The 19,348-nt window shown below is 46.2% G+C and carries 12 protein-coding genes; 3 read left to right on the top strand and 9 right to left on the bottom strand.

What is annotated here, in order from left to right; genetic code table 11:
- Window positions 1-20: 20 nt before the first annotated feature.
- From ACM615_RS20840 to ACM615_RS20800, 9 genes are all read right to left on the bottom strand, one after another.
- Window positions 21-1,013 carry a glycosyltransferase family 4 protein gene (locus ACM615_RS20840; RefSeq protein WP_431012460.1) on the bottom strand — a complete coding sequence of 331 codons (993 nt, stop codon included), beginning with the start codon at window positions 1,011-1,013 and terminating at the stop codon, window positions 21-23.
- 30 nt (window positions 1,014-1,043) lie between these two features.
- Complete coding sequence (locus tag ACM615_RS20835) at window positions 1,044-2,252, bottom strand: hypothetical protein (protein WP_431012459.1); 1,209 nt, start codon at window positions 2,250-2,252, stop codon at window positions 1,044-1,046.
- A 1-nt stretch (window position 2,253) separates the two neighbouring features.
- Complete coding sequence (locus tag ACM615_RS20830) at window positions 2,254-3,402, bottom strand: glycosyltransferase (protein ID WP_167507668.1); 1,149 nt, start codon at window positions 3,400-3,402, stop codon at window positions 2,254-2,256.
- 107 nt (window positions 3,403-3,509) lie between these two features.
- On the bottom strand, window positions 3,510-5,687 hold the full coding sequence (locus ACM615_RS20825; RefSeq protein ID WP_314719880.1) for a polysaccharide biosynthesis tyrosine autokinase: 2,178 nt from the start codon (window positions 5,685-5,687) through the stop codon (window positions 3,510-3,512).
- A gap of 19 nt (window positions 5,688-5,706) precedes the next feature.
- Complete coding sequence (locus ACM615_RS20820; protein WP_112291405.1) at window positions 5,707-6,141, bottom strand: low molecular weight protein-tyrosine-phosphatase; 435 nt, start codon at window positions 6,139-6,141, stop codon at window positions 5,707-5,709.
- A 2-nt stretch (window positions 6,142-6,143) separates the two neighbouring features.
- Window positions 6,144-7,280: a polysaccharide export protein gene (locus ACM615_RS20815; protein WP_129637900.1), complete on the bottom strand. Its 1,137-nt coding sequence runs from the start codon at window positions 7,278-7,280 to the stop codon at window positions 6,144-6,146.
- Window positions 7,281-7,569: 289 nt separating this feature from the next.
- Window positions 7,570-9,000 (bottom strand): undecaprenyl-phosphate galactose phosphotransferase WbaP, encoded by a 1,431-nt coding sequence (gene wbaP / locus ACM615_RS20810; protein ID WP_431012458.1) that lies wholly within the window; start codon window positions 8,998-9,000, stop codon window positions 7,570-7,572.
- Window positions 9,001-9,501: 501 nt separating this feature from the next.
- Window positions 9,502-10,056, bottom strand: coding sequence for a helix-turn-helix transcriptional regulator (locus ACM615_RS20805; protein ID WP_431012457.1), 555 nt, complete (start codon window positions 10,054-10,056; stop codon window positions 9,502-9,504).
- 959 nt (window positions 10,057-11,015) lie between these two features.
- Complete coding sequence (locus ACM615_RS20800; protein ID WP_113878146.1) at window positions 11,016-13,730, bottom strand: cation-transporting P-type ATPase; 2,715 nt, start codon at window positions 13,728-13,730, stop codon at window positions 11,016-11,018.
- Between the two features lie 293 nt (window positions 13,731-14,023).
- Between ACM615_RS20800 and ACM615_RS20795 the strand changes: the two genes are divergently transcribed.
- From ACM615_RS20795 to ACM615_RS20785, 3 genes are read left to right on the top strand one after another with little or no spacing between them, the layout of a single operon-like run.
- The gene (locus tag ACM615_RS20795) at window positions 14,024-15,109 is read left to right on the top strand and encodes an efflux RND transporter periplasmic adaptor subunit (RefSeq protein WP_112287798.1); all 1,086 of its coding nucleotides are present in this window, start codon (window positions 14,024-14,026) and stop codon (window positions 15,107-15,109) included.
- Window positions 15,109-18,177, top strand: a complete 3,069-nt coding sequence (locus ACM615_RS20790) for an efflux RND transporter permease subunit (protein ID WP_431012456.1) — start codon at window positions 15,109-15,111, stop codon at window positions 18,175-18,177. Before ACM615_RS20795 ends, ACM615_RS20790 begins: the two co-directional genes overlap by 1 nt.
- Window positions 18,174-19,139 carry an acyltransferase gene (locus ACM615_RS20785; RefSeq protein WP_112287796.1) on the top strand — a complete coding sequence of 322 codons (966 nt, stop codon included), beginning with the start codon at window positions 18,174-18,176 and terminating at the stop codon, window positions 19,137-19,139. Before ACM615_RS20790 ends, ACM615_RS20785 begins: the two co-directional genes overlap by 4 nt.
- The last annotated feature ends 209 nt before the right edge of the window (window positions 19,140-19,348 follow it).

Genomic DNA, 19,348 nt, shown 5'->3' with positions numbered 1-19,348 from the left:
AATAGCCTATGAGGTGCAGTTTACTTTTTTAAGTTATTCAAACAATTCGTTATCAGACCAGCCGTTTTTTCCCAGGTAAATTTTTTTGCCTGAAGGAAACCTTTTTCTATTAGTTCCTTTTTCAAATCTGGATTGTAATAAAGGTTGCCTATTGCCAGCGCAATCTCCTCAGTGTTTTCAGGATCCACAAGGATTGCTGCATCACCTGCGACTTCTGGTAAAGAGGTCGTCGTGGACGTTATCACCGCGGTACCACTGGACATTGCTTCAATGACAGGAAGACCAAATCCTTCGTAAAGTGATGGAAATAATAAAAAAAGTGATTCTGTGTATAATGATGCCAGTTCGCTGTTCCCTACGCGCCCTTTAAAAATAACTCTATCCTGCAAGTTTTTACGTTTGATTTCATTCTCAAGGTTTTCATCCGGATCCCCTGTGAAAACTAATTTTACTGAAGAGGGAATGTTAGCCATGTGAAAAGCTGATAATATTCTCGATTCATTTTTATGTTTCTTTCTGTTACTGACAACTAAAATGTATTCACCTTCAGAGTTAGTTACCCTACTCTCTGTATTTAAAAACTCCTCCGACACACCATTCCCAACCACCAGAACCCTGGAACTACTTATTCCTGCCCATTCACAAATTCTTCTTTTTGAAAAATCCGACACTGTCAGAACTTTAAGCGATTTCTTACAAGCTCTTTTCATCACAAACTCATAATATATTTTCTTAAGAAAACTACTATTGTGTTCAATATCTATATGATTCAAGTCGTGAATAGTAATGACACTTCTGTTTAAAAATAATAACGGACAGTTATATCCCGGTGAAAAGTATACCCCACGTTTGAATGCCAAATATAAAGTGATAAAAAAAACATCAAAAGGACTTGTTGGTTTCAAACCATTTTTTATTTTTAGAAATCCCTTATTGCGTGCCGATACTTCATTTGCGAATCGTCCGATCCCATGCTCACCAATCCAGCGTGCGTCAAAAATTATTCTTGCCATTCTTATCCCCATTCATTTCAATCAGCATTTCTAACATGCTTTATAGACTCTTGAATTGATCAAAAAACCCATGGAAAGTGCCATAAATGGATACTCCGGAGCCGTCATTGATAATCCAAATAAACATAAAACTATCAGCAACAATGATAAATACCTGCAAGCATTCCCATTATTAAATACTGTAGATTGATAAAAAGCCCAAAATAATAAAATGAATCCCAACAGATAACCACCAGAACCAATAAGATAAAGATACATACTATCACCCGGATTATAGGCACCTGTACCTAATTTTGAACCCACTCCAATCGTTCCCACTCCACCACCAAAGAAAAGGTTTCCATTATTGATGATAGTCTTGACACCTTCTGGCCAGGTATTAGTCAGTCGATCATTCAACGATGCTAATAGCATAACCTGCATCGGATCCTTGCTTACATTAAAATGATAGTTAGTGCTTCCTATCGTAAATACTGCAAACATAAATGCACAGGTTAATGTAATTCGCCATATAACTTTGACAGGGATAACTTTCACCAAAATGTAGAGAAGAAGAATAATATGGAGTAAAAAAATTGTTTTGGATATGGTTAACAAAGCCACTAGCGCACTAAAAACAAACGAAATAATAATTAAGGTTTTACTTTTGCTGGTTGAGACAATATATAGAAGAAGAATTAATACGTTGGCGGATGCCTGTAAAGAACTCTTAAAAAAACCTGCGTATCGTGTATAACCACCGCTGCTGCCTATCTGAGATGAAGACACGTCCATCCCGGCAATTTCATATGACACATTATACCAGGGGTAGTTGAAAAACACGTTACAAATAACACCTAAGCATGACAATAGAAAGATAAATACTATTATACGGTTTGTTTTTTTCTCTTTAATATTTGACATGATTATTCTTGCCCCGTGATACCCCAGAAACAGAGGAAGAACAGCCCAAATACCGACAAATATTGCTGCCGGCAGAGATGAAATCATGCTTACAAAAATCAAATAGAATATAGTTACTGAAGCAATCATACCATTTACAGTTACTTTTCTATGATACAAAACCAATATTATCGCGCAGGCCTGGGTCAGTAAAATAAAGAGCTTCGGTATGGAAAATAAAAACTCCGCACCAGCCATATGAAAAACCATCCGAAGTGGCCCTGCAAAGCACTCAAAAACGATAAAAAGTAATAAAGTTAGTCCAATGAGATTTTTCTCTACCCCCTTCATTGTCATTTTATGCACCCGATTTGCCGTTATATACACGAAGATATTGGTCAGCTATTTCCCTGGGTTTAAACCGCTCAATAAGTGAAGAATCGATGGCTTTTATCTCAGCGGTTGCTATTTTATCGTCGAAGTCACGTTCAATATTATCGGTAATAATGATGTTAGGCAGGAGCATGGATAACTCTGTCATTGCCCCAACCGGGTTAGTGAGAACCAATTTATCAGCCAGTACGCATTCAACCACAGTACGCCCAAAGGGTTCATTCCACCTGACAGGAAGAACGACAGCATCAACCTGATTCAGAAAATCGGCCAGTTTCATAAAACCTTTCAGGGTCACATCAGATTTATTTGCCAACTCAATTAATGATTTCTGATCTTCATTATTGACGAAGTTACCGGCAGCAATGAATGAATATTTTCTTTTATACTGACCCGCTACATTACAGAAGATATCAAACCCTTTTTCTGTTGATAGCCTGCCAATAAACCCTATCCTTCTAATATCTATAACTTTATCTGACTCTATTTTTGAGACAGCATTGTAAATAACATGATGACCCGCTTTTTTGAAAAAGGCGTTATCATGATGTTGCTTTTGGATAAATTGACTAATGCCGACATACTCATCAACATTTCGGCCATATATTTTCTTTATTGCAGACCAAAATATAATACTTTTATCTTTTATATTCATCGTCTTACCATGACTAAACATTGTGCTATTAGGATGAAAAAGATAATAGTCTCTTGAGGTATGTATGAGCCTGACCTTGCATTTTTTTACAGCCTTCCACAAAAGCACTGAAAATCCTGATATATTATTTGTATGAACAATGTCAGGGGCAAATGCTTTTATTTCTTTTAAAACCTTAAAATACATTTTCACATTTAAATAATCAAACAGATGCCAGATTGCCTTCTTTAAAAAGCTTTTATTTTCTTTGGAAAATGGCCAATAGACATTGGATAACGGTAACTTAATGATCTCAACTCCATTAAGCATAGTCACTTCCCTTTCATTCCCTTCCGTAAGACTCACCACTCTCACTATATGTCCTTGCAGCACGAGTTCTTCGGCAAGGAGTTGAACGGAAACTTCGGCGCCACCAATTCTGTAGGGGAAATACAATGTGTTGAATATCATAATTTTCATTTTATTTCCCATTTCTTTGAAGGTGCTGCATATTTATTAACAGGGTCATTTATTTAATGATGAGTATTCCGTCTGAGAAACTTGTCTCCCAGACGGGGATCTAAAATCTATTTTTCTTTGTTATCGGCGTAAGAGTAATCATATTGGCTATAACCGTAACCATAATAGCTACTCGCCTTTTTAAGCACGCCATTGAGAATACAACCTTTTATTTGCACACCCACTTGCTCAAAACGCCTGATACTGACCTCTACTTCTTTAACCGTGTTTGTCCCATAACGAGCAACCAGCAATGATGTGCCGGCGCAACGACCAATAATGGCTGCATCTGTTACGGCTAAAACAGGCGGTGTATCGATAATAACCAAATCATAGTTATCTGAAGCCCAATCAAGCATTGAACTTAAGCGTTTATGCATCAGTAATTCTGAAGGGTTAGGCGGTAACTTTCCTCTTGGGATGAAATCAATGCCGATCTCCGGTACATGTTTCTCTATCTCGTTAATATTTATTTTTCCGGAAAGAATATCCGATAACCCCTGTTCTCCTGTAAATCTGAAAAGTTTATGTGAATACCCTTTTCGCATGTCTGCATCAATAAACAGGACTTTTTTTCCTGACTGCGCAATGACCGCTGCCAGGTTACTGGCAATAAATGTTTTACCCGCGTTTTGGGTTGAACCGGAGATCATCAAAATATTATTTCTTGCTTCCATCATGGCAAAATGCAAGCTCGTTCGCAGACTACGGATGGCTTCAATGGCTAAGTCTGCTGGGTTTTCTACTGCCAGGAATTTGATTTCAGACTGCCTTTTTCTCCCCCCACTTCTATTTGTTCTCTCTGGTTTATTTTTCTTATTTAACCACTCGGAAAGCGGGACACTGGCATAAACGCTGACGCCAACTTCTTCCAGCTGCTCCGGAGATTCAATTCCGCGACGCACAAAAACTTTCAGTAAAACGAGTGAAAAAGAAACAAATAGACCCGCAACAATACCGATCAAAACCACCAGGGTTTTTCTTGGTTTCACCGGTTTAGGTTGTGTTATTGCGTTGTCGATAATACGAACATTACCGATTGCACTTGATTTGGCGATACTGAGTTCTTGCTGACGATTGAGCAACTGCATATAAATAGCCCGTCCAGAGTCCACATCCCGACTCAAACGCTCTACTTCTTGTTGAGTTGCCGGCATTGCCGTCACACGTTTATTTAGGCTATCTCGCTCATGCACCAAGGTCTGACGTTTTTCCATCAGGGCCTTATACGTCGGGTGGCTTTTAGTATAAAGCTGCGAAATCTCGGCCTCGCGAAACGTCAGTTCATTCAGCTGGCTGTCTACATTAACGATTTGCTCAAGTACTGATTTCGCTTCAAGTGATAGATCAACCGAATCTTTCTGGCGGCGGTACACATTAAGTTTATCCTCAGCATCGTTCAGTTCGCTACGTACAAGCGGTAACTGCTGATTCAAAAACTCCAGGCTTTTCGCATCTTGAGCAGCCTGACGGGCAATATTCTGGTTCAGATAGTTTTGGCTAATATCATTAAGGACTGACGTTGCCAGCGCCCTGTCATCACTATTGAATGACAGATTAAGGATCCCCGTATCTTTACCTTGTTCGTCGACAGTAAGCGCATTGTTTAAACCGTTGATAGCCTCTAATCGCGTTATATAGTTGACCGTGAATTGTGTTCCGGGATCAGCATCCATACTCCGGACGTTCAGGGCAATACCATGTTGTGTAATTAAGGTCCCCACTTCTCCATCCAGTTTGAAATCATCACCTTCGATCTGGAAACGGTGTTTATCAATAACTGTCAGCGTAATGTTCGGTACATCATTACTGGTTTTAGGGATATACAGACGACTGATGCTCAGTTTTCCCGGGATCTCGCCGGTCATCCTTGCCCAGCCTCGCCCAAATATCGGAAAGTAATTCTGAGTAATCACAGCCTGTAAATTAAGATCATCAACGGTTTTGCCTAAGATCATTCTGGATTGCAACAGTGCAATCTCAGGTTCTGAAACAGGCTGAGAATCCGGTAACATCTGGCTAATGCTATCAAGGATAGCGTTACCCTTTTTTTGTTCAATCTGTATCATCGCTGTTGCCTGGTAAACAGGTGTGGCGAATAAGGCATAAGTAACAGCCAACAGGGTGATGACAATGGTCAGAATAATAATCAGTTTACGGTGATCGAGAATTTCCCCATAAAGGCGTCCCAAATCGATTTCGTCAGAGTCTGGTGTTGCGGTTTTTTTAGAAATAGCTGATGACATGCGATGATTTCCTGAGAGATTAGGCGGTGAGCTTCTGTGCCCAGCGTTGACAGGCCTGATCAATAAGCTGATAAACGGATTCGAAGGCTTCCTGGCTTTTGCGGTAGGGATCCGGAATTTCCCGATGTTCTGACCAGTGTCCCAGTAGCATGATTTTGCCTCTGGCCTGAGGAGCCATTTTGCTGATGTGTTCCAGGTGGCTATTTTCCATCACCAAAATAAGGTCGAACTCGCCGGCCATCGAAGACCGAAACTGCGTGCCTTTATGCCCTTCTAACGACACTCCGTGGCGCCCGGAAATAATCACAGCATTATCATCAGCCGGGTGATTGACCATGGCCATCAGTCCAGCGGAACGGATCATTTTTTCAGGAAGATATTGCTTCATGATCCGTTCGGCCATTGGCGAGCGGCATATATTGCCGGTGCACACTACAAGCACTGAAGAGAACATGGTTAGTTCCACTGGTTGATGTAACGTGTGCCTTCAATCATGTCATGCACACCCGCAATGGTCGGGACTATCTGAGATATCACACGATTCCAGCGAACCAGCGGCGCCGTTGTGACATAAACGATATCGTAAGGTTGCAGCTGAAATTCAGTGCTCATCACCATCGCTGAGGCATCTTTCGCATTTAACTGATAGATGTCGGCGATTTTGCTTTTATTGCTGCCTTTAAGCGGACGAATGACAAATATCCCGGAGGCATCTGACATACTTTGTGAGATACCGTCTGAGTTACCCAGCGCTTCAGCCAGCGTCATTCCGCTGCGATCCATTTTCAATGTGCTTTGTTTAGTGACTTCTCCCATCACAAACACTTTAAGATCGTCGTTACGCGGTACGAACAGAATGTCACCGGGATACAGCAAGCGGTTCTGTGTCAGATCGCCTTTCTGCATCAGAGCATGCAGGGAAATCTGCGTGTTCTGACCTTTATGGTTCAGCACAACGTTTCGCCAGTCCGCATCCGGCGCTAATCCACCTGCCGCATTGATGGCGTCAATGACAGTAAGAGGAATATTAGTGACGGGTTGCTGACCGGATTTTATAACTTCCCCGGTGGTATAAATTTTTTGCGAACGGAACGCGGCAATACTGACGTCAACTTGCGGGCTTTCAATATAAGCGGCCAGACGGGTACTGATTTCCTGACGAACCTGGGTGACCGTTTTACCGGTGACTTTTAATTTACCAATATAGGGATAGAAAATCGTACCGTCTGAATTAACCCAGTTACCGGTATCACTGGCACTTCGGTACTGACCTGCCGGTGTCGTCAGTTCAGGATGGTCCCAGACGGTCACCATCAGTACGTCGCCGATACCGATATGATATTCATAATCTTTAAGTTGCTGATCTAACTGCGGATTAGGGCGGGCTATCACTGATTGCGGTCGTAAATTATCAATGAGTGCTGGTGTCAGGGGATAAATATTAACCAGCTTATCGATATCATAATGATTATCGGGTTGTTCAACGACTTCTTTCCCTGCTGTTTTTAAACTCTGTCCGGGGACAAGGGTGCATCCACTTAATAACCCCAACACGGTTATCATCAGAGAAATATTCAAAAATCTATTTTTCATTATTTCACATCATCTGTATTTCAGGTTTAATATCTGCCTATCAGAGAGAATCCCTATTCCCAATCTGGCAGTCGCAGTTTCTCATTCCTGTGTGTAGATATTAACAAAAGCATCAAAACACTTTCATGCCGGACCGCTTCAATCCGTTTTATACGGTATGAATAACTGAGGTCAGGAAAGTATTAAAAATTATTTTTCACATGTATTTAGTTGACGAACTTATGTCTTATAAAGACTTCTGGTGCAGAGTAATTTATTAAAAAATCATCACGAGATTGTAGTTATCAGTCTAATAAGCCCCCTCCCTTCGGAGCACAACACTCACGGTTTTAAATAAAATGGCGATGTCATTCCACATTGACCAGTTTTTGACATACCAGGCATCAAGATAAACACGGGTTGAGTAATCGACTTCACTGCGTCCGCTCACCTGCCAAAGCCCGGTCATTCCCGGTTTACTGAGCAGGTAATATTCAACTTCATCGCAATAACGCTCCAGTTCCGCACTAACAACAGGACGCGGTCCTACCAGACTCATTTCACCCTTTAAAACGTTAAAGAGCTGCGGCAACTCATCAAGACTGGTCCGGCGCAGAAAATGGCCGATAGCCGTTATGCGCGGGTCATATTTCAGCTTGAACGTCAGGTCCCATTCATGTCGCGCTTCTGCATTATTTTCCAGCAACTCTTCCAGCACATCCTTCGAGTTAATTATCATCGAGCGGAATTTCAGACATTTAAAGGGTTTACCATTTTGACCAATACGCTCATGACCATAAATTGCGGGCCCGCCATCTTTTCTCACTTTACGGCTGATGAAGAGCAGCAGCGGCGACAGCAGCATGATGATCGCCAGCGAACCGACGATATCAAATAAGCGTTTCGCCAACCGCGAGGAGCACTTAGCCAGGTTCTGATGCACGCGGAAAATCATCACTTCCTGGCTGAATATAAATGACATATCGGTGTTATCCAGCGGCATACCGCGAAGCGTGGGGATGACAGAAACGGACCGGTAACCATTAATCATAAATACCCGCAACCATGCATTTCGGATGTTGCTCTGATGCGACTCTACGGCCACGATAAACTGCGTCTTTTTATCGACATTAGTGCGTACCCAGTTTTCGTCCGAAGGCATAACCGGCACGCCTTCTATCGTATCTCCGGGCTGGTCACCGTGTTCACTGGAAATAAATTTGAGAACCCGCAGCCCGAGGTTTCTGTCACTTTTAATGGCGTTATACCCTTCACGCGCATTATTGCCGCTGCCAATAATGATTGCATCACGTTCCCAAAGCCCGAGAGAATCCAGCACACGCTTGGTCATCATTCGTGCAAATGGCACCAGAATAAGTACAAGAGTCCAGGTCAGTACCCAGAGATAACGAGAGAAATACCATTTAGCGAAGGCGATCACTGCGATTTCGATAAGTGCAAAAATAAGCAGAGTGCGCAGGATTTCTTTCAGTTCAAACCAGAATGTTTTGCGATAGTAATAATGTCTTAGTCGCAGGTGAAACCACGCCACACAGCAAATGGCTAATAAGCTGTGCAGCACAATCCAGCCGGAAGTCTGTGCAGCGGGGATCCGTTGCTCAAAATTCGTCATGACCTGACTCAGTATCCCTTTAGCCAAATACAGAGAAAGGGTGAAGCTAAGAAAATCTGATAAAGCGAGTAATAAATTTGACCAAAGGTTCCTGGTGAGAAATGTCATATGCACCTCACAACAATTAACGATAATAATCTTCCCTCACGCAATTGCCTGAAGGAATTTTATGTTGATGAATAATAATGCGTTAGCTGCATGAGTCAGGCATAGAATGTTTTAGTGATTAATAAAATACATGACATTTTCTGACGCAGAGTCAAGCACTGATGCTGTTAATTTCTATGGAATAATCCGAAGAGTAAATTTCATACATTTTTAATACAAACATAACTCACTGTTTTTTGGCTATGCTACCGCCCCTGGTTTACGGCCACCAATTTGCCAAAACATCACCAAGCTAATATTTAACGCAGTTAATCCTCACCGACATACTAAGGGTGATTAACGCGGGTGGATCTATATTAAATTTGCAACTGGTGAATAACGTCCTGTTCACCAATACATTACTTAATATTCTCTTTATTAAACCAAAAAGACTGAACAAATCTTTCTGGTCCGAGGGGTTCGGTCGTTTTCTGAGTGAAAGGGTTCCCTGATGTTGCCAATTTAACTGCCAATTCTGTTTCCCACTGCGTGTTTATGCAAAAAAAACAATGCTGAACTGCTGTTGGCGTCAACGCCTATTTTTCTTAAGGAATTGCACTTATGTACACTTACCGTCTTGACACTGAGTTTGAGAATATTTGATATGCTTGTCACCGACAGACCAGACATCATCATCACTAAAACCTTCTCTTCCATCCTGGTAATATTGTAATTAAAAGCCTCTTTGTTAAGCGTCGTGCCCTGAAGCTGGATAAACTGTTCTACTGAAGCCACGACGACAGGCAATTCGTTTTTTTTCTTAAGAAACTTAAATTCTTTCTTAAGCAAAAGTTCAAGCATCAACATATCGACCGCAGAGGACATTATAAGGATCCTTTCCGGGTCCAATACGCTCAGATTTTCTCGCAAAAACTCATAACATCTGTGGAACCCGCCGCCTGATGGATCAATGATCAGATAATCTTTTGCATACAAGTTCACCTCATCGCCGTGGTCATAAGAAATGACTTCATTAACGTAAGGTAACTTCCTGGAGATTATTTCTTTCAACGCCAATTTTGTATACTGGCACTCACTCCAAATTATTACCCGAGGCATTGAACCGCCTAATTGTGAGGTTTTAAAAACGCTTAAATTCTGCCCCGTAAAACCGGGAAAGAATAAAGCACTCTCAGAGAGATATACGGAAAACGAATATTAAAATTCTTTCTATATCCTATTTAAATCTTTTCAGTAGCCGTATGTAGAGTAATACGCAGCGGAAACTCTTCAAATCGTTTTTCTCGCTCATAATTGCAATCAACAATAGGTTTAACCGATCGATTTACACATTCTTATCGTTAAATCCATCAATTTTTACTAGGCAGATTCCTAATAAATTCCGAAAAACACCTTTAAAATGTGAGGAACACGACGATTTTTGATATATTTCAACAAGAAACTAAGAATAGTCTCATTAACAATCCACCCCATAGAATGTGTTTCATCCGCAGAATAATTCACCTAAAAGTTTACGTTAAAACAGAATATTTCTCTTTTTTAAAGGTGATTTAAGTTTCATTTATTTACCGATAATAAACATGAAAACATAAGAATTGAGTGATTTTCTGAAAAACTTATTATGTGGAACTGATCTATTGGTTTTTTATATACATTTATGCTTGTAAATTAACATTTGTAATTCATCAGGCCATACCTCAGAGTATTCTTACACGATGTGCAAATAGTCTTATTGCTTTAATTTGAAACAATCATCACCCCTGATTTGTTTTTTATCCAATAATGTGACCAAGAGTATTCTTATTTTAACTCCCGCTTTTCGTAACATTTACGTATCAAAAGAGAGAGATTTCCCTTTACGCTATTCATCTGCCAGACAGGGTGCAGGAATATGTAAAATTTTTTTTCCAAAAGGATATCCATTGGGAAAATAAATGCCTTAATCCGGGCAAAAAAAACCAGCCTTTCGGCTGGTTTCAGGTTTAGCAGCGGATATCTGATGACCATGCGGTTTGTTAACTCGCTTTCCGCCAGCTGCGGGTCAGTACTTTTTCTATCTCGACAATCACGAAGAGCGCGATACCGATCAGCAGACCAATGATCCAGTAGAAGAACGGCAGCGGTCGCGTGCCGAACAGCGTGTTCATCAGCGGAACGTAGATAATGATCGCCTGCAGCGCGAACAGCACCACGGTGACAATCCAGATCCCTTTGTTTTGCAGCAAACCGCGGTTGAGTGAGAAGTTATCCGAATCGCGGCAGTTAATCATGTACACCCACTGCGCGGTCACCAGCGTCTGCAACAGCACCGTACGGATGAATTCAGGTTCATAACCGCGCGGTTGCAACCAGGCTTCCAGCATGAAGGCACTGATTGAAATCAGCAGCCCGACAAAGGCCACACGCCAGATGGCGTATTTATCCATGACGTGTGCGCTGACATTACGCGGCGGACGGCGCATCACACGGCTTTCAGCCTTCTCGAATGCCAGGCCGAAGGAGAGCGTGGCGGACGTTGCCATGTTCATCCACAAAATTTGCACCGGTGTTAACGGCAGCAGATTCCCCATCAGAATGGCGATGATAATCAGCAACCCCTGCGCCAGGTTGGTCGGCATAATAAAGAGGATGGTTTTCTTCAGGTTATCGTAAACGCGCCGCCCTTCCCTGACCGCGTTGGCGATAGTGGCAAAGTTGTCATCCACCAGGATCATATCAGCGGATTCTTTGGTCACCTCGGTGCCTTTAATGCCCATGGCAATCCCGACGTTGGCCTGTTTCAGCGCAGGCGCGTCGTTCACGCCGTCGCCGGTCATCCCGACAATTTCACCGGTCTCCTGCAACGCTTTTACCAGACGCAGTTTATGCTCCGGGCTGGTACGGGCAAAAATGTCGAACTGAACGGCCGCCGTTCTCAGCTGAGCGTCATCCATATGTTCCAGCTCATAACCGGTGATGGAATTCTCGCTGTTACCGATCCCGAGCATTTTACCGATCGCCATCGCCGTTTCCTGATGGTCACCGGTGATCATCTTGACGCGGATCCCCGCCTGCTGACATTCGCCAATCGCCACAATCGCCTCCGGACGCGGCGGATCCATCATGCCCGCAATGCCGATCAGCACCATGCCGTGACTGAGTTCAGGATGATCGAGTGCTGCTACCGGCTGATCGACAGGCTTCCAGGCCGCGGCCACCATGCGCAGCCCTTCGCTGGCATATTGCGTGATCGCCGACTCCCAGTACGCATGATCCAGCGGCACCGCACCTTGCGGCGTCTGCTGAAACTGACAGAGTTTGAGCAACACATCCGGCGCACCGGTCAGCATGATCTGCGACTCACCGTTTTTCTCGCCCGCCACCGCCATATATTTGTAGAGCGAATCAAACGGAATTTTACTGCTGAGATTAAACGCCAGCTCCGGCAAATGCGCTTTGGCCGCCAGCACTTTCAGTGCCCCTTCGGTCGGGCCACCGGTAATCCCCCAGTGACCCTGAGCATCCTGTTTGAGCGTACTGTCGTTACAGATATCGACGGTACGCAGGAACTGAGTCAGCAAAGGCGAAGAATCCGCAGGCAGCGGCGACGCCGAACCGGCAATCGTGAAGCTGCCCATAGGTTCGTAACTGTTGCCTTCCACCGTCCAGATGTTATCCGCCAGGATCACGGCTTTGACGGTCATTTCGTTCATGGTCAGCGTGCCGGTTTTATCCGAACAAATCACCGACATCGCGCCCAGCGTTTCCACGGTGGGTAGCTTGCGGATAATGGCTTTGGAGCGCGCCATCGCCTGCACGCCGAGCGAAAGAATGATCGAGATGATCGCCGGTAAGCCTTCAGGTACCGCCGCGACTGCCAGGCTTATCACCGACAGCAGCAGTTCACCGAACGGGATATCGCGCAGCAGATAACCGAAAATCAGCAGCGCCACCATCATGAACACAATGATGACGAAAATGGATTTACCCAGTTTGTCTATCTGCACCAGCAGCGGCGTTTTATTGTCTTCAATGGAGGACAACATTTCATTGATATGGCCAAGCTCGGTCTGGCCGCCGGTGGCAAATACCACGCCGCTGGCGGTACCGGAACTGACCGTAGTGCCTGAAAATGCAAGGTTTTTGCGGTCGCCAATCGACTTCTCACCTTCCAGCGAATCGGTTTTTTTCGATACCACCGTGGATTCGCCGGTCAGAATGGCTTCCTCAACCCGCAGGTTATGCACATCTATCAGACGTAAATCGGCAGGAATTTTGTCACCGGGACGCAGCAGTACAATGTCGCCCGGCACAATTTCATCGGTTGCTACGGTGACCTGCTGTCCGCCGCGTAATACCAGCGCCTCACTGGAAAGCATATTCTGAATACTTTTCAATGATTTCTCGGCATTATTTTCCTGAATAAAACCAATTAAGGCGTTGATCACCGCCACGCCTAATATCACCAGTGTGTCGACCCAATGTCCCATTATTGCGGTGACAACGGCAGCAGCGAGTAAAATATAAATCAGGATGTCTTTAAAGTGAGAGATAAACTTAATAAATAAAGACTTACCTTCTTTCTGCGGAAGAACATTCGGTCCGTAATGTTTTAGTTTATTTTGTGCGTCTTCGGGGGAAAGCCCGGCTGGCCCTGACTGCAACCCCGCCAGACTTTCTTCTACAGTTTGCTGATACCACAGTTTTTCTGTGGTCGTTTTATTCACAGCAAGTGGCGCTGGATTATTCATAATGCCTGACTCCTTGACCCCTGAAATGGTTCATGAATGAAGCGGGTAATGAATGAATTGTCGTGATGTTTTCTGGCAAGATGCGTAAAGCTGTATAAACTATAATATACCGACTTAAATAGTGTTAATTCCTTGCTTTAAAAAAACAATTAAATAAACAAAAACAATAAGTAGCTTAATAGTCTTACTAAAAATACGTCATAGCAGAAAATAGCGGAGCTTGTGTATTAAAGGCCTGCACTATTCTGCCGGGAATAAATTTTTCGCATGTGGTTTGCATGAGGGGAAGTATTTTGAATATCCGCTTTTCTCCCGCTCTGATCCTCCTTTTACTTTTAAGCGCCTGCGATCAGAAAACCGCAGACGCCCCCGTTCCGCCACGTCAGGTTAAAATCGCTACCGCTGAAGCGGCCAGTCCGCTAAGTACCCGCGTTTTTCCGGCACGCATTCTGGCTGGCGATAATACTGATATCGCATTTAAGCGCGCAGGCCAGTTGCAGACGCTGGAAGTGCGGGAAGGCGAAGCAGTGAAACAGGGGCAAATCCTCGCCCGGCTGACTAACAACGATGCCCGTCAGCGTCTCAACGATCGCCAGAGCGCCGCCACGCTGGCACAGCGTCAGTTCGAACGTTATCAGACGCTGGCACGGCGCAACGTGGTGTCGCAGGCGGAACTCGAAGTGCATAAAGCCAGCCGGGATTCGGCCAGAGCTGCGCTGAAAATCGCACAGGAAGAACTGAATGATTTGAACCTGACCGCACCGTTCAGCGGGGTGATCGCCCGGCTTTCTGTACGCAATCATCAGGTCGTCGCCGCCGGTCAGCCGGTCGCGACGATCAGCCGCTCCGATCTGTTAGATGTGATTTTCAGCGTACCGGAAAACCTGTTTACCAGCCTCGATATGCGTAATGCCAGTTACCAGCCACGGGTACGCATTAACAACCTTCCTGACCGCGAATTCACCGCCACTTATAAAGAACACACCGCCAGCAGCGAAGCCAATTCGCTCACCTGGCAGGTGACGCTGATCATGCCACGCCCGGAAAACTTCCCGGCCGTCGCCGGTTTAAGCGGCACGGTGACCATCAATCCGGCCAATCTCGCGACGGCAACCCCCGTGGATACGCTGGTGGTGCCGGTCGAAGCGGTATTTAACCCGGACAGCAGCCAGCGCAATGAGGCACACGTCTGGGTCATTGCCGGTGAAGGCGACACATTACATGTCGAAGACCGCAAAGTGACCGTCGGCGAACTGACCTCTCAGGGCATCGAAATTAAATCCGGCCTGCAAAAAGGAGACAGAGTGGTCGCGGCGGGCGTGAGCGAATTACACGCCCAGCAACCGGTTCGCATCTGGGTCAGGGAACGGGGTCTGTGATGAGCATTAACGACAGCTTTATTAATAATCCCACGCGCGTCTGGCTGGTGATCCTGCTGCTCGGCGTGGGCGGACTGATTGCGTTGTTCAATATCGGGCGGCTGGAAGATCCGGCGTTCACCATCAAAACTGCCGTGGTGTCCGTACAGTATCCCGGCGCCTCTTCCCAGCAGGTTGAGGAAGAAGTCACGCTGCCGCTGGAAAATGCCCTGCAACGCCTGCCTTATGTCGATAACATTTCCTCGATTTCCGCCGTCGGCTTATCGCAAATCACCGTCAATATCGATTCCCGCTATCACTCCTCCGAACTGCCGCAAATCTGGGATGAACTGCGCCGACGCGTCAATGACGCCACGCTGCAATTTCCGCCTGGTGTCAGCCCGCCGTTCGTGAACGATGATTTCGGCGATGTGTACGGCTATTTTTTCTCGATTTATGGCGACAACTTTACCAATCCCGAACTGCGTAAATATGCAGAACAATTGCGCAGGGAACTGGTGCTGGTGCCCGGCGTCGGTAAGGTCGCCATCGGCGGTGTCCTGCCTGAACAGGTTTATATCGAGATTTCCCGCGCCAAAATGGCAGCATACGGCGTGACCTTGCCGCGTCTGGCCGATGTGCTGAACCGGCAGAATCTGGTATCCGACGCGGGCAGCATGACCGTCGGCAGCGAGTCGATCCGACTGCATCCGACCGGTGGTTTTCAGAATATTGATGAACTGAATAATGTGCTGATCAGCCCCGCCGGAACCACGCACAGCATTTACCTGCGTGATATCGCCACGGTGTCGCAGGGCGTAAGCGATCATCCGGGCAATATTTACCACGCCAATGGCCGTGATGCGCTGACCATCGGTGTCTCGTATATTCCCGGCGTGAATGTCATGAATATCGGCCATGCGATTGAAGCCCGCATGCAGCAGTTGTCCGCCGATAAACCGGCCGGGATCCAGCTGAAAGTATTTTATGATCAGGCCTCTGAAGTGAAGAAATCCGTCGACGGATTCATCATTAACTTCCTGATGGCGCTGGCGATTGTGGTCGGCGTACTGCTGATTTTTATGGGGCTGCGCAGCGGGATCATCATTGCCGTGTCGCTGGCGCTGAACGTGCTCGGTACGCTGCTTATCATGTATTTGTTCGGCATCGAGCTGCAGCGTATTTCGCTCGGTGCGCTGATTATCGCGCTCAGTATGCTGGTGGATAATGCGATTGTGGTGGTGGAAGGCGTGCTGATTGCCCGTCAGCAGGGTAATCCGCTGATGAATGCCATTTCGCACATCATTAAACGTTCTGCCCTGCCTTTACTGGGCGCCACCGTGATTGCCATTCTGGCGTTTGCACCCATCGGCCTCTCGCAGGATTCGACCGGGGAATACTGTAAATCGCTGTTCCAGGTGTTACTGATATCGCTGATGCTCAGTTGGGTGACCGCGCTGACACTGACGCCGGTGCTGGTGAAATGGGCATTCGCCAACATGAAAGTGGCAGAGAAAAAAACGGATGAGCAGGCCGATGATCCCTACGGCGGCTGGATATTTCGCGTTTACCGGCGCGTGCTGTCGGCGCTGCTGGTACGCCAGACTCTCACGCTGGTTGTTCTCGCCGCGCTGCTGGCGGCATCAGTCTGGGGATTCGGCTTTGTGCGCCAGAACTTTTTCCCGTCGTCTAATACGCCAATTTTCTTCGTCGATTTGTGGATGCCTTATGGCACCGATATCAACCACACCGCGCGTATTGCGGGAGAAATCGAAAAAGAGATCAATCATCAGGAAGGCGTGGAAAACACCGTGACCACCGTCGGTCAGGGCGGGATGCGCTTTATTCTCACCTACAACGGCGAACGCCAGTATTCCAACTATGCGCAGATTATGGTGCGTATGGACGATCAGCGGAAAATCGCCGCACTGACCCGCCGCACCGAACAGAACATTCGTGACCATTATCCCGAGGTCAATGCCAGCCTGAAACGCATCATGTTTGGCCCGTCCGGCGGCAGCGCGATTGAAGTGCGCATCAAAGGATCCGATCCCGATACGCTTCGCCAGATCGCCAGTCAGGTCGATAAAATTATTCTCGAGGACGGCGCAGCCGACGGCGTGCGCAACGACTGGCAGGATCGCAGCAAAATGGTGCGCCCGGTGTTCTCGCCTTATCTTGGACGCGAACTGGGCGTTGACCGGGGTGACGTCGACAGCGCATTACAGATGAATTTCAGCGGCAGCACCGTCGGCATATTCCGTGACGGTTCGACGTTGATGCCGGTTGTATTGCGTCCCCCGTCAGCGGAACGGCTGGATGTCGATCACATGGCCAATATCATGGTCTGGAGCCAGACGCGCCAGCAGTTTATTCCGCTAAGTAACGTGGTCAGTGATTTCAGGGTCGAATGGGAAGACCCGCTGCTCATGCGGCGCGACCGCTCTCGGGTGCTGACCGTGCTGACCGATCCGGATCCGGCCAGTGGCGAGACTTCCGGCGATATGCTGGCGCGTATCCGGCCGCAGGTTGAGGCGCTGACCTTGCCGCACGGCTACAGCATAGAATGGGGCGGCGACGCGGAAAACTCCGCTGAAGCGCAGCAGGGATTATTCACCACGCTGCCGATTGGTTTCCTGATGATGTTTATCATCACCGTACTGATGTTCAGTTCGGTGAAAAACGCCATCGCCATCTGGCTGACCGTGCCACTGGCGCTGATCGGCGTGACATTTGGCTTCCTGCTGACCGGCATTCCGTTTGGATTTATGGCGCTGATCGGCCTGCTCAGCCTGAGCGGCATGCTGATCCGCAACGGCATCGTTTTGGTCGAGGAAATCGGCCAGCAGAAAAAAGAGAAGAGTCAGACCGAAGCGATTATCTACGCCGCCACGTCGCGTCTGCGCCCTATCCTGCTGACCGCTTTCACCACGGTGCTCGGCCTCGCGCCGTTATTGCTTGATGTCTTTTTCCAGAGCATGGCGGTTGTTATCATGTTCGGGCTGGGATTCGCCACCGTGTTGACGCTGCTCGCGCTGCCGGTGATTTACAACTGTTTCCATCGTGAAGGACAACGACGTACACAATGAACACCACGGGACTGAATATTATTAAAACGCTCGGCTGCCTGACCGCCGTGACTTTTTTTACCGTTTATAACACTTACGACAATTACAATTATAACTACGACAGCATTCTGGCTTTTCTGACCTTTATTTCGACCATCGCCACGCCGCTGTTTTTTGTGGTTACCGGTTATATGGATGCCGGTTCGCAGCACACAACAGAATGGCAGATGAAGAAAATTCGCAGCATATTAACCCTCTTCATCTTCTGGTTTTCGATTTATTATTTATGGGGGCCTTACCAGAAAGGTTATCTTATCCAGCCGTGGTTCATCTTTTCGCTGGTCATTATTTACACCTTCCACCCGCTGGTGGAATGGCTGGCTAAAAGACGCGTCATTCTCGCCTCGCTGATTGCCGGTCTGCTGATTTTTTCGTTTGCGTATGATCTGCTGGCCATCTATTACACTGAACACAAAGCCTTTTCGACGCCCGCACAGTTCCGCATCTGGACCTGGGTGCTTTATTATCTGACCGGGCAGTTGTTGTATGATCCGGTGATTTCCGCCATGTATGGCCGCCCGCGGGTGGCAAAAATTGCTGCCATCGCCATTCCGTTTGTGTATATTTTCACCTGGTTTTATGAAAAGCATTTCTTCTTTTCACTCTTCAACATGGAGCGCAACAGCTTTATTCTGACCGGATCGCAGGTCTATATTCTGGTGGTATTGATTATTATCGCGGCCAATGGCGTCAAACAGGACGCCACGCGGTTGCCGGTCAGTCAAATGGTCAGTTCGCTGGGGAAAACCATGACCGGCGTTTATATTCTCCACTACACCTTTTTCAATTTATTAATCCAGTGGATCCCGATCAATTCCCTGACCGCAAAACTGTTCGTCATCCTGCTGACGTTCCTGCTTTCAGTGCTGTCTTCAATGTTGCTGCTAAAGAACAGTGTGACGAAGAAACTGATTACGTTTTAAGAGGGCGGTCTGAGGCAGGGATCAAATATGATCCCTGCAAATGGGGGGAACCTTATTAAGGAAATTAATTATCCCGTTTTTATCTGCCAGTGATTTTATCAGTCACCTTATACAGAAAGTATAGTAATACGAGCCACACTCCGATGCTGAAATATTTCATCAGCCAGGTTTCGACAATTATAATGCAAATTAGCGGGCCAATAACGATC

Origin of the sequence: Rahnella sp. PAMC25617, assembly GCF_050606005.1 — a bacterium.
GTDB lineage: Bacteria > Pseudomonadota > Gammaproteobacteria > Enterobacterales > Enterobacteriaceae > Rahnella > Rahnella variigena.
The sequence above is the reverse complement of the archived record's forward strand: the minus strand, read 5'-3'. Positions and strand labels throughout refer to the sequence as shown.